The organism is Pseudomonas entomophila (assembly GCF_023277925.1).
In the GTDB taxonomy this organism is placed as follows: Bacteria; Pseudomonadota; Gammaproteobacteria; order Pseudomonadales; family Pseudomonadaceae; genus Aquipseudomonas; species Aquipseudomonas entomophila_D.
This window is the reverse complement of record NZ_CP063832.1, coordinates 5093508-5105434: the sequence shown is the minus strand read 5'-3', so window position 1 is coordinate 5105434 and position 11927 is coordinate 5093508. Positions and strand designations below refer to the sequence as shown.

Sequence of the window (11927 nt, the reverse complement as noted above, 5' to 3'; positions counted from 1 at the left end):
CCGCAAAAGGTTCGCCGGCAAGCCGGCTCCTACGGTTAACCCTGTAGGGGCCGGCTTGCCGGCGAATACGTCAGCTCAGCCAACACGAATCACTTGACGATCATCCCCACCCCGCGCCCACGCGGGTCGGACGCGGTCTCCAGCTTCTCCCCGGTCACCCGGATCGCCTGGATATCGCCCATCTCCCAGCCCTGATCCTCCAGCACATACCCCATCTTCTTCAGGTCATCCGCCACCGCCCCGGTCAGCGGCGCATAGCTGTCGAAGTAGATCGTATCCTTGGGCAGCAACTGGTGATGCACCCGTTGCGCCGCCACGGCTTTCTCCAGTGGCATGCCGAAGTCGTACAGGTTGTTCATCACCTGGAAGATCGAGGTGAAGATCCGCGAACCACCCGGCGTGCCCACCACCAGCACCACCTTGCCGTCGCGGGTCACCAGGCTCGGGCTCATCGACGACAGCATGCGCTTGCCCGGGGCGATGGCGTTGGCGTCGCCGCCCACCACGCCAAAGGCATTGGCCGCGCCGGGCTTGGCGCTGAAGTCATCCATCTCGTCGTTGAGCAGGAAACCCGCGCCCTTCACCACCACGCCGCTGCCGTAGTCGAGGTTGAGGGTGTAGGTGTTGCTCACCGCGTTGCCCTGCTTGTCGACGATGGAGAAGTGCGTGGTCTGGTGCGGCTCCAGCCCCGGCTTGACCTTGTCGGTCTCGGAAATGGCGCTCGGGTTGACCTGGGCGGCGCGCTTGGCCAGGTAGTCCTTGGCGATCAGCTGGTCGACCGGCACTTTCGTGAAAGCCGGGTCGCCCAGGTAGTCGGCGCGGTCGGCGAACACCCGTTTCTCGATTTCGGCCAGCAGGTGGATGTACTTGGCGGAGTTGTGCTCGACCCCCTTGAAGTCCGCCGCGCGGTCCTCCTTGATGCCCAGCAGCTGGGCCAACGCCACGCCACCGGAGCTAGGTGGCGGCGCGGTATAGACCACGTTGCCGCGCCAGTCGATGGCGATCGGGTTACGCCACACGGCCTTGTAGTCCTTCAAGTCTTCTTTGCTGATCAGGCCCTTGTCGGCCTGCATCTGCGCCACCAGCAGGTCGGCGGTCTGGCCCTGGTAGAACTCGCTCACACCCTTGTCGGCGATGCGCTCCAGGGTCTTGGCCAGCTCCGGCTGCTTGAACAGCTCACCGACTTTCATAGTGCCGAAGTAGTCGTTGAAGTTGGTGGCGGCCTTGAACATGCCCTGGGCGTCGTCGCGGTACTGGTACTGCTTCTGGGCAATCTTGAAACCGTTCTGCGCATAACCGATGGCCGGGGTCAGCAGCTCGCTCCACTTGAGCTTGCCGAACTTCTGGTGCGCCTCCCACAGGCCCATCACCGTACCCGGCACGCCCGCGGCGCGGGCACCGACCAGGCTCAGGTTCTCGATGACCTCGCCCTTGTCATCCAGGTACATGGTCTTGGTGGCGGCCTTGGGCGCCACTTCGCGGTAGTCGAGGAAGTACGGCTTGCCGTCGACGAACAAGGTCATGAAACCGCCACCGCCGATGTTGCCGGCCTCGGGATAGGTGACGGCCAGGGTGAAGGCCGTGGCGACGGCGGCATCCACGGCGTTGCCGCCCTTCTTCAGAATATCGGCGGCCACCTGTGCGCCATATTGATCAGGCGCGGCCACCGCGCCACCTTCAAGCGTGACGGCGTAAGCGGAAGAACAGCTCAGGATGGCGGCCCCAAGGGCCAGGGGCGGGAACAGGACGATACGCATGGGCACTTCCTTGGTGTTGTTTTTGTTGATCAGTCATTAAGGCCGAAGCCCTCCGACTAAGCAAACACCGTGGGGTGCTTGCGCCGCCAGGGGATACCCCGTGTCGTGTTCAGGTAACTTCAGCAGGCGTAGGCCGCCAGTTTTTTCTGGATGAAGTCGAGAAAGCACTGGATTCGCAGGGCCAACTGCGTGTTGCGGTAGTACACCGCGTGGATAGGCTGGCGGTAACCGTTGTTGTATTCGCCAAGCACCACCTGCAGACGCCCCGAACGAATGTCCTCGTGCGTCATGAAATGCGACAGGCTGACGATACCTTCACCGGCCAGGGCCAACTGGCGCAGGGTTTCGCCACTGGAGGCGAGCAGTTGCGGGCGGACCGCCCAGCGGTCGCCCTGGGCATGGCGCAGTGGCCACTGGTTGAGCGATTCAAGGGTGCTGAAGCCCAGCAGGCAATGATCATCGAGCTCTTCGACCGTCTGCGGTGTCCCATTGCGCGCCAGGTACTCGGGGCTGGCGAGTACCTGCACCGGGCTGCAGCCCAGCGAGCGGGCGTGCAGGCTGGAGTCGGCCAGCTCGCCGATGCGGATGGCCACGTCGGTGCTTTGCTCCAGCAAGTCGATGATCAGGTCATCAGTGTTCAGTTCCAGCTCGATACCGGGGTACTGCTGACGGAACTCGCCGATCCACGGCAGGATCGCGTGCAGCATGAACGGCGCGGCGGCGTTGATGCGCAAGCGCCCGGACGGCGTCTGGTGGTGCATCGACAGGCGCTCTTCCAGGTCGTCGATCTGCTCGAGGATCTGCCGTGCGCGCTCAAGGAAGAATCGCCCCTCCTCGGTCAGGTCCATGCGCCGGGTGGTGCGGTTGACCAGGGTGGTGCCGAGCTTGTCCTCTAGCCGTGACAGGGTGCGGCTGACGGCCGAGGGCGTCTGGCCGATCTGCTCGGCAGCGGCCGAGATCGAGCCGCAGTCGATGACGGCGACGAAAACCTGGAGTTCTTCGGAGCGAGTTTTCACGCGAGTGAACCTGGTGGGAAGATGCCGTGATTGATAGCCGTTGATCAACTTACATGCAAGCGCCCAGCCCCCTGTAGGAGCGGCTTTAGCCGCGATGCAGGCACCGCGGTTCTGGCACCCGCTTCGCGGGTGATCGCGGCTGAAGCCGCTCCTACAGAGGTCGTGTCAAAGCGTTCAGGCCTTGCCGAACACCTCGTCCAGATGCTGCTCATACGCCGCCAGCGCCGCCGGCACGTCCGGGCGCTTCATCACATCCACCGCCAGGAAGGTCGGCAACCCGCTCATACCAAGGAACTGGTTGGCCTTGTGGAACGGGAAATACACCGCATCCACGCCTTTGCCTTCGAAGAAATCACTTGGGTCGTCGAACGCCTGCTGCGGCGCGTTCCAGGTCAGCGACAACAGGTACTGCTTGCCCTGCACAAGGCCACCGCTGCCGTACTTCTGCGAGGCGTCGGAACGGGTCCGGCCATCGTTGGCGTACAGGCTGCCATGCCCGGCGGTGAACACCTCGTCGACATACTTCTTCACGGTCCACGGCGCGCCCATCCACCACCCCGGCATCTGGTAGATCACCACATCGGCCCAGAGGAATTTCTCGACTTCTTCCTGGACGTCGTAGCCGCCGTCGATGAAGGTCTGTTTCACATCGAAGCCGGCACGGTCCAGGTGGGCCAGGGCGGCGTCGTGCAAGGTCTGGTTCAGGCGGCCGTCGGAATGGGCGAACTGTTTGCCACCGTTGAGCAGGAGAAACTTTTTCATCGCAAGCCTCGAAAGTATCGGTGTCGATCCGAGGCGGGGAGCCTACCGACCGAGTCATTTGGAATGGCGGCAGGTTAAGCAGTCACGGAGAGAGGAAAAAGCGGCGTGAGGTCAAAATACATTTGCCCAAGAGTCACGAATGATAAGCATATTGTTGACTTAGAATGCCCTCATCCCGCCATCCAAAGAGGCAACCCCCATGAGCAAGCCGTACGCTTTCATCCTCAAAGCCAAGACCCGTCCGGAAAAAGCCGAAGCCTTCGAGCAGTTGTTCCGTGCCTACGTCGAGCCCAGCCGCCTGGAGCCGGGCTGCATCGAGTACCACATGCTGCGCGACAAGGAAGACCCGAGCCTGTTCGTGTTCTTCGAGGTCTGGGCCAGCAAGGCCGACCTGGACGTGCACTCTGCGCTGCCGTACATGGTCGCGTTCGGCGAGAAACGCATGGAATACCTGGAACGCGACTTCGATATCCAGTTGATCGACATGCTCAGCGCCTCGTCGGCCAAACGCTGAATCGGCCACGACGAAGGGGCCACGCCGTGGCCCCTCATGTTCAATGCGCCACGGCCAGCTCGCGCAGCGCCGCCGAAGCAAGAAAACCCGAGCGCGAGGCGTAGCGATGGTCACGCTTGACCTTCTCGTCGATCCGCTGCAGCAGGTTCTCCGGCAGCGTCGCGTTGAAGCGTACCGCCTTGCCCAGGTACGGAGTGACGTCGAACTCCACCACCGCCCAGACGCCGCCGGCGTAGTCGGGGTTCGCCACATGCACGTCCACTTCCTGGGCCTGGGGCAGTGCCTCGCCATCGGCCACCAGCCCTTCGAAATGCAGCGCCAGAGCCTCCTGGACGTTGTCCAGCGCTTGCGAGACGCTGGCGCCGGCGGAAAAGCAGCCAGGTACGTCGGGCACGATCACGCCGTAGTCCGAGCCCTCGTCCTTGTGCAGCACAACTGGAAATTTCATTTTCTGTCTCCCTTGATCTTCAGGGTGACGGATCACCCTGGATAGCCTCATCGGCCTCATTTCAAGCCCGCCTGTTTGAGGATGCTGTGGGCGGTGCCTCTGGGTAGATCGCGCTTGGGATGCGGCACCGTGACCCGCCCCCGCTTGAACGGGTGCCTGAACTGATGATGGCTGCCCTTCACCTCGACTTCGTACCAGCCATCGGCCTCGATGAGCTGAATCACGTCCCTGCTGCGCATTCGGCATTCCTTTGGCAGGCGATGTGTAGCGTACACATCGGAATGGATAAAAACAAAGCCGAATACACACCATGCACACTACAACCGACAAGCGGCGCATTCCTTCAGCCACGCGAGCCTCGTCCGGTTCACAAGTAGGCGATTTGCAGCTTGCCCGCGGCCAGACGAATTCCCCACAATCGGCACCACGCCGCACCATGACAGGGAGTTCCACGTGCCATCGATCTACCAACTCAAACCCCGTTTCCAGGCACTGCTGCGCCCTTCGGTCCAGCGCCTGCATGACCGTGGTGTCACAGCCAACCAGGTCACCGTGACCGCTGCCCTCGTCTCCGTCCTGCTGGGCCTGCTGCTGGCCTGGCTACCGCACCTGACCTGGCTGTTCATCTTCGTTCCTATCTGGATGCTGCTGCGCATGGCGCTCAACGCGGTCGACGGCATGCTGGCCCGCGAATTCGGCCAGCAGTCGAAACTGGGCGCCTACCTCAACGAACTGTGCGACGTGATCGCCGATGCCGCGCTGTACCTGCCCTTCGCCTTGCTGGCGGGCGTGTCGCCCACCCTGGTGGTGCTGGTGGTGCTGTTCGCGGTGATCAGCGAATACGCCGGGGTGATGGGCCCGCTGGCTGGCGCCTCGCGTCGCTACGACGGGCCGATGGGCAAGAGCGACAGAGCGTTCGCCTTCGGCGTACTGGGCACCGGCGTCGCCATCGGGCTATTGAACGCTGCATGGCTCAACGGCCTGCTGCTGGTCATCCTGCTGCTCTCGCTCTATACCCTGTACAACCGGGTTCGCCACGGCCTGATCGAAGCCCGCTGAGCCCCCTCGCTGTCGAACAAGGATATTCGCCATGCGCCAAGCGCAATCGCTGTATTTCTCCACCCATGACGGGGTCGAGCTGCACTACCGTCACTGGCCCGCCACACGCAATGAACACCAGCCTCGGCGCGCCGTGGTGATGTTCCACCGTGGCCACGAACACGGCGGGCGCCTGGCGCACCTGGCCGATGAGCTGGACTTGCCCGGCTACGACTTCTTCGCCTGGGACGCCCGTGGCCACGGCCAGTCGCCCGGGGCGCGCGGCGACAGCCCAGGCTTCGCCACCAGCGTGCGCGATGTGCAGACCTTCATCGAGCATATCCAGGCGCAGCATGGCATCGCCGAGCCGGACATGGTGGTGCTGGCGCAAAGTGTCGGTGCCGTGCTGATCGCCACCTGGGCCCACGATTACGCGCCCAAGGTGCGCTGCCTGGTGCTGGCCTCGCCGGCGTTCAAGGTCAAGCTCTACGTGCCTTTCGCCCGGCCGGGGCTGAAACTGCTCAAGGCCTGGCGCGGCAACTTCTTCGTCAACAGCTACGTCAAGCCGCGCCTGCTGACCCACGATCCTGAGCGCGTCATGTCGTACGTGGCCGACCCACTGATCAGCCGGCCCATCTCGGTCACCATGCTGCTGGGCCTGTATGACGCCGCCGACCGCGTAGTGGCCGACGCCCAGGCGATCCAGGTCCCGACGCAACTGCTGATCTCCGGCGCCGACTTCGTCGTCGAGCGCAAGCCGCAGGAGCAGTTCTTCGAGCGCCTGGGCAGTGCGCGCAAAGAGAAACACATCCTCCCCGGCTTCTTCCACGACACCCTCGGCGAGCGCGACCGCGCCCATGCCCTGGCGCGGATCAAGCGCTTTGTCGAACACTGCTTCGACGCCCCGGTGCCCGTGCCCTCGCTGCTGGATGCCGACAAGGCCGGCGCCAGCTGCGCCGAGGCCGAGAGCCTGGCCGCGCCGCTGCCGCGCAACTCGCCGCGTGACCTCTATTGGCGCGCCACCCGCGCCAGCCTGCAGCTGGGCAAGGGGCTTTCCGAGGGCGTGAAGCTGGGCTTCGACACCGGCTTCGACTCGGGCTCCACCCTCGATTACGTTTACCGCAACCAACCGACCGGCAAAGGGCGGGTCGGCGAATTGATCGACCGCAACTACCTCGACGCCATCGGCTGGCGCGGCATCCGCCAACGCAAGCTGAATGTCGAGGAACTGCTGCGCCTGGCCATCGCCAGGCTGCGTGAGCAACAGCGCCCGGTGCACATCGTCGACATCGCCGCCGGGCACGGCCGTTACATCCTGGAGGCGCTGCAGGGCCTGCAGCAGTTGCCCGATTCGATCCTGCTGCGCGACTACAGCGAGCTGAACGTGCAACAGGGCAGCGCGCTGATCAACACAAAGGGCTTGGGCGATATCGCCCAGTTCATTCAGGCCGACGCCTTCGACCGCCAGAGCCTGGCCGGCCTCGATCCGCGCCCGACGCTGGCCGTGGTCTCGGGCTTGTATGAGCTGTTCCCCAGCAACGAGCAGGTGGGCAACTCGCTGGCGGGCCTGGCCGATGCCGTCGAGGACGGCGGCTACCTGGTCTATACCGGCCAGCCCTGGCACCCGCAGCTGGAGATGATCGCCCGCGCCCTGACCAGCCATCGCGGCGGGCAGGCCTGGGTGATGCGTCGGCGCAGCCAGGCAGAGATGGACCAGTTGGTGGAAGCAGCCGGGTTCCGCAAGATCGCCCAGCGCATCGACGAGTGGGGCATCTTCAGCGTCAGCCTGGCGCAGCGGGTGCGTTGATGGCGCGTGAAGCTGGGCTGATTCGCCGGGGCGTGCTCTGGCTGTTGCTGCTTGGGCCGCTCTTCTTTCTCAGTTACGGCCTGAGCAACACCTACACCGCAGGCCGCGATGACGTCGGCAGCCTGGTGTTCGCCTGGGAATCGCAGATGCCGCTGTGGCCGTGGACGATCATCCCGTACTGGTCGATCGACCTGCTCTACGGGTTGTCGTTCCTGCTGCCGCTGACGCGCCGGGAGATGGACCGCCATGCCCTGGCGCTGCTGACCGCGCAGTTCATCAGCGTCACTTGCTTCCTGCTCTGGCCACTGCGTTTCACCTTCGAGCGCCCCGAGCTGTCGGGGCTGTTCGGCTGGTTGTTCGATGTGCTGATGGGCTTCGACAAGCCCTACAACCAGGCACCCTCGCTGCATATCGCGCTGCTGGTGATCATCTGGGCGATGTTTGCCCGGCATACCCACAGGCGCCTGTGGCGTTGGCTGGTGCATGGCTGGATGGGGTTGATCGGTCTGTCGGTGCTGACCACCTGGCAGCATCATTTCATCGATGTGCCGACCGGCGCCCTGGCCGGCTTCGTCTGCCTGTGGCTATGGCCACGGCAGGGACCATTGCCTTGGCAGAAGGCCCGGTTTGCCTGTGCCCCCAAACGCTGGCGGCTGGCGTTGCGCTACGGGCTCGGGGCCGTGCTGTTCGCGGTGATCGGATTCAAGCTTGGGCATGGAGGATTGTGGCTGCTGTGGCCTGCCGTGTCGCTGTTGCTGGTAGGGATGAACTATGCCGTATTCGGGGCAGATGGTTTCCAGAAGGGCGCGGATGGCCGGCTGTCCATTGCCACGACCTGCTTGCTGGCGCCCTACCTGCTGGCCGCATGGGTTAACTCGCGGCTGTGGACATGGCGCCATCCCCAACCGGACGAAGTGTGCGATGACGTGTACCTCGGGCGCATGCCTGGCCGCAGCGAAGCCTCATTGTTCGTCGGTATTGTCGACTTGTGCGCCGAACTACCCTGCCCTTTCGCCGGCCAGCCGGCTCCTACACAGAGCGCGTCGCCACGGCGTTACCACAACCTGCCAACCCTCGACCTGGTCGCCCCGGACAGCCAGCTGCTGCAGCAAGCAGCCAAAGCCATCGAAGACCTGCGCCAGCATGGCCCTCTGCTGGTCTGCTGCGCCCTGGGTTATTCGCGCAGCGCCAGCGCGGTGGCCGCCTGGCTGGTGCTCAGCGGTCGCAGCAACGATGTTGATGAGGCCGAAGCGCTGATTCGCAAGGCCCGCCCCGGCGTGGTCCTGCACCCGGCCCATCGCCTCGCCCTGCAAACACTGGAAGCGCACCCATGAAGCTGTTTGTCGTCGCCAGCCTGCTCGCGCGCGGGCGCCAGCTGGAACGCCTGTCGGATGGCATCACCCTGCTGGGCTTGGCCTACAACCTCGTACCGTTGCTGGGCATGCCGCTGCCTGCGTTGTCCAGCATGCTCTGCGCGGCTTTGCTGGTGATCGGCCTGGTTCACAAGTACTGGGCCGCCCGTGTCGCCCTGGATGCCGAACTGTTCGCCCGTCTCGGTGCCAGCAATGAGCTGCCCGCCGACACCCAGGCCCTGGACCGCGCGCTGTTCGACCTGCGCCTGAAACCCACCGCCAGCGACACCCGCGACTGGCCGGCCCGCAGCCAGGGCGCCCTGGCCCTGCTGCGGCGCCAGGCCCTGTGCCTCGCGGTACAGGTCGTGCTCGCCCTCGTTCTCCCCTTCACCGGATAAGACCGCCGCCATGCTCGCCAGCCTGACCGCCTTCGTCATCACCTCCGCCGCCCGCCTGATCACCGGCGCCCGCGCCCTGTGGCTGGGCTGCAGCCCACAACCGGTGCAGCGCCTGTACTTCGCCAACCACAGCAGCCACGGCGACTTCGTGCTGCTCTGGGCGGCCTTGCCCGAGGCGTTGCGCCGCCACACCCGCCCGGTGGCCGGCGCCGACTACTGGTGCAAGCCGGGCATCCGCGACTTCCTCATCCGCCAGGTGTTCAACGGCGTGCTGATCGACCGCCAGCGCCCGGCCGGCGAGGGCAACCCACTGCAACCGGTGCTCGACGCCTTCGCTCAGGGCGACTCGCTGATTTTCTTCCCCGAAGGCACGCGCAACCTTACCGACGACCCGCTGCTACCGTTCAAGAGCGGCCTGTTCCACCTGGCCTCGGCCAACCCGCAGGTCGAGCTGGTGCCGGTGTGGATCGCCAACCTCAACCGGGTCATGCCCAAAGGCCGCGCGCTGCCACTGCCCCTGTTGTGCACCCTGAGTTTCGGCGAGCCGCTGCACCTGCAAGCCGACGAAGCCAAGCACGCGTTTCTCGAGCGGGCCCGCCAGGCCCTGCTGAACCTGGCCCCGAAGGAAGCCTGAAATGGACCACAACACCCTGTCGCTGTTCGCCGGCATCGGCGCCCTGCTGCTGCTCGCCAGCCTGATCGGCCGCCTGCTCAAGTGGCGCGCCGGCCCCACCCCGCACGCGGTGATCGACAACCTCAACGCCCGCATCAACGCCTGGTGGGTGATGGTGCTGGTGATCGGCATCGCCTTCCTGTTCGGCAAGTACGGTGTGATCGTGCTGTTCTACGGCGTGTCGTTCTACGCCCTGCGCGAATTCATGACCCTCACTCCCACCCGGCGCAGCGACTACCCGGCATTGGTAGCGGCGTTCTACGTGGCGCTGCCGGTGCAATACCTGCTGATCGCCATGGACTGGTACGGGATGTTCAGCATCTTCATCCCCGTGTACCTGTTCCTGCTGCTGCCCATTCTCGCCAGCTTCGGCGGCGATACCACGCGCTTTCTCGAGCGCGCTTCGAAGGTGCAGTGGGGACTGATGATCGCGGTGTACTGCGTGTCGTCGGTGCCGGCGCTGATGACCCTCGACATCCCCGGCTACGAGGGCCGCAACTTGCTGCTGATCGCCTGGCTGATCCTCGTGGTGCAGATCAGCGACGTGCTGCAGTATGTGTGCGGCAAGCTGTTCGGCAAGCGCAAGGTGGCACCCAACCTGTCACCGTCGAAAACCGTCGAAGGGCTGGCCGGTGGCGTGACCCTGGCCACACTGGTGGGCGCGCTGCTGTGCTGGATCACTCCGTTCACTTTCTGGCAGGCGGCAATGATGGCGCTGACCGTCAACGCCATGGGCTTTTTCGGCGGGCTGGTGATGTCGGCGATCAAGCGCGACCGTGGGGTAAAGGACTGGGGGCACATGATCGAAGGCCATGGTGGCATGCTCGACCGCATGGACTCGGTGTGCTTCGCAGCACCGGTGTTCTTCCATTTCGTGCGCTACTGGTGGGCATGAGGCCGATGCTTCCCCGGCAGGCACAAACCGGCCCCCGTTGATTTGGCACGGCCTCTGTAGGAGCGGCTTTAGCCGCGATTACCCGCAAAGCGGGTGCCAGGCACCGCGTTGCCTGCATCGCGGCTTAAAGCCGCGCCTACCCCTGCCATAGCGCGGGCAGACAGCTGGACGTCGAGCCCAGGCAACTGCGTGTGATGCGATCCCCCTATGGTGATGCGTCACTTCAACCCTTGCCTGGAGCCACGCCATGTCTGATTTCATCACCGTCCTGCGCGAAACCTGCCCCACTCCAGTGGTCGACGCCACCAAGTGGCAGCGCATCGGCGGCGACCCACACACCGTCAACCTCAACGCCTACCTGTCGGCCGACGGCAGCAAGATCATGGGCACCTGGATCTGCACGCCGGGCAAGTTCGAGGTCCACTACGAGAAATGGGAGTACTGCCACTTCCTCGAGGGGTACTGCATCGTCACCCCTGAAGGCGAAGCGCCCAAGCACCTGAAAGCAGGTGATGTGTTCGTGATCGAACCCGGCATGAAGGGTACCTGGGAAGTGGTCGAGACAGTGCGCAAGTACTTCGTGTTTGCTTGACGCCTCTGCGTTCTCACCCGGTTGAATACGGGTCTACCCGACGTCATCAAAGGCAGGCAGACGCAACTCGGTGAGGACGTTTCTCAGGAAAACACGTTCATACCCGTTCTCGTCCCCTGGAATCTTGAATTTGATTCGCAGGCATGTACCGACCTCAACCACATTGATTCTTTTGAGACTAAAGGTCTGCCAGGTTACATCCTTCTCCGTTATCCCCAGAGGTTCGTCGAAAAACGGGTCCCTCTGGGGCCCCGCTTCCGTGATCAAGAACACCTGGAGCCTGCAGCCTCTCAACTTTTCGATGTTGTACTGACATTCAATCAGGTACTCAGGCCGCCCCTCGGGCCCCAGCTTCGCTGGAGCGTGAATTTCAAAGTCCTGCCAGAGTTCAAGACCTTCAAGAAGCTCTACATAGGGATTGCCATCTGCGTCTGTTCTCGTGGCATAACGTGAGTTAGGTTTATCGCACTTCCAGGGTCTCTCGTCATCCATCGGGCCGATGGAATTGGTGGGAAACGAATGAGCTTTCAGCAATTGATGACTCTTGGTTTCGTTTTCTGCTGCTGGTAAGGCACTGGATACTGGATTGGGGCTGATGGACATGGGCATCTCCATTATCACGCTTGATGAACCGACAAACATCCGGAAAGAACAACCACTCTCACTGGCCAGACG

Annotated in this window: 14 protein-coding genes; 8 read left to right on the top strand and 6 right to left on the bottom strand. The window is 63.8% G+C overall.

Features of this window, described 5'->3' with window-relative positions; translation table 11 throughout:
* Window positions 1-89: 89 nt before the first annotated feature.
* The 3 genes from ggt to IM733_RS22685 form a co-directional block, all read right to left on the bottom strand.
* Window positions 90-1757 carry a gamma-glutamyltransferase gene (gene ggt, locus IM733_RS22695; RefSeq protein WP_248918560.1) on the bottom strand — a complete coding sequence of 556 codons (1668 nt, stop codon included), beginning with the start codon at window positions 1755-1757 and terminating at the stop codon, window positions 90-92.
* A gap of 119 nt (window positions 1758-1876) precedes the next feature.
* Window positions 1877-2773: a LysR family transcriptional regulator gene (locus IM733_RS22690; protein WP_248918559.1), complete on the bottom strand. Its 897-nt coding sequence runs from the start codon at window positions 2771-2773 to the stop codon at window positions 1877-1879.
* Window positions 2774-2947: 174 nt separating this feature from the next.
* Entirely contained in the window at window positions 2948-3535 is a 588-nt protein-coding gene (locus tag IM733_RS22685; RefSeq protein WP_248918558.1) for an NAD(P)H-dependent oxidoreductase, read from the bottom strand.
* Between the two features lie 199 nt (window positions 3536-3734).
* Here IM733_RS22685 and IM733_RS22680 point away from each other — a divergent pair, with 199 nt between their 5' ends.
* Window positions 3735-4049: a putative quinol monooxygenase gene (locus IM733_RS22680; RefSeq protein ID WP_248918557.1), complete on the top strand. Its 315-nt coding sequence runs from the start codon at window positions 3735-3737 to the stop codon at window positions 4047-4049.
* A 40-nt stretch (window positions 4050-4089) separates the two neighbouring features.
* Here IM733_RS22680 and IM733_RS22675 read toward each other — a convergent pair whose 3' ends face one another.
* A complete protein-coding gene (locus IM733_RS22675; protein ID WP_248918556.1) occupies window positions 4090-4497 on the bottom strand; it encodes a type II toxin-antitoxin system HicB family antitoxin in 408 nt (135 codons plus the stop codon).
* 56 nt (window positions 4498-4553) lie between these two features.
* Entirely contained in the window at window positions 4554-4736 is a 183-nt protein-coding gene (locus tag IM733_RS22670) for a type II toxin-antitoxin system HicA family toxin (protein WP_248918555.1), read from the bottom strand.
* A 214-nt stretch (window positions 4737-4950) separates the two neighbouring features.
* Between IM733_RS22670 and IM733_RS22665 the strand changes: the two genes are divergently transcribed.
* From IM733_RS22665 to IM733_RS22635, 7 genes are all read left to right on the top strand, one after another.
* The gene (locus IM733_RS22665; protein ID WP_248918554.1) at window positions 4951-5556 is read left to right on the top strand and encodes a CDP-alcohol phosphatidyltransferase family protein; all 606 of its coding nucleotides are present in this window, start codon (window positions 4951-4953) and stop codon (window positions 5554-5556) included.
* Between the two features lie 31 nt (window positions 5557-5587).
* Complete coding sequence (locus IM733_RS22660; protein ID WP_248918553.1) at window positions 5588-7342, top strand: bifunctional alpha/beta hydrolase/class I SAM-dependent methyltransferase; 1755 nt, start codon at window positions 5588-5590, stop codon at window positions 7340-7342.
* The gene (locus tag IM733_RS22655) at window positions 7342-8676 is read left to right on the top strand and encodes a phosphatase PAP2/dual specificity phosphatase family protein (RefSeq protein ID WP_248918552.1); all 1335 of its coding nucleotides are present in this window, start codon (window positions 7342-7344) and stop codon (window positions 8674-8676) included. Before IM733_RS22660 ends, IM733_RS22655 begins: the two co-directional genes overlap by 1 nt.
* On the top strand, window positions 8673-9092 hold the full coding sequence (locus IM733_RS22650) for a hypothetical protein (RefSeq protein WP_248918551.1): 420 nt from the start codon (window positions 8673-8675) through the stop codon (window positions 9090-9092). The genes IM733_RS22655 and IM733_RS22650 overlap by 4 nt, the downstream gene beginning before the upstream one ends.
* A gap of 10 nt (window positions 9093-9102) precedes the next feature.
* Entirely contained in the window at window positions 9103-9726 is a 624-nt protein-coding gene (locus IM733_RS22645) for a lysophospholipid acyltransferase family protein (RefSeq protein WP_248918550.1), read from the top strand.
* Between the two features lies 1 nt (window position 9727).
* On the top strand, window positions 9728-10660 hold the full coding sequence (locus IM733_RS22640; RefSeq protein WP_248918549.1) for a phosphatidate cytidylyltransferase: 933 nt from the start codon (window positions 9728-9730) through the stop codon (window positions 10658-10660).
* A 247-nt stretch (window positions 10661-10907) separates the two neighbouring features.
* Window positions 10908-11252: a cupin domain-containing protein gene (locus tag IM733_RS22635; RefSeq protein ID WP_248918548.1), complete on the top strand. Its 345-nt coding sequence runs from the start codon at window positions 10908-10910 to the stop codon at window positions 11250-11252.
* Between the two features lie 33 nt (window positions 11253-11285).
* On the opposite strand, the gene IM733_RS22630 is transcribed toward IM733_RS22635, so the two are convergent.
* On the bottom strand, window positions 11286-11855 hold the full coding sequence (locus IM733_RS22630) for a hypothetical protein (protein ID WP_248918547.1): 570 nt from the start codon (window positions 11853-11855) through the stop codon (window positions 11286-11288).
* Window positions 11856-11927 lie beyond the last annotated feature (72 nt).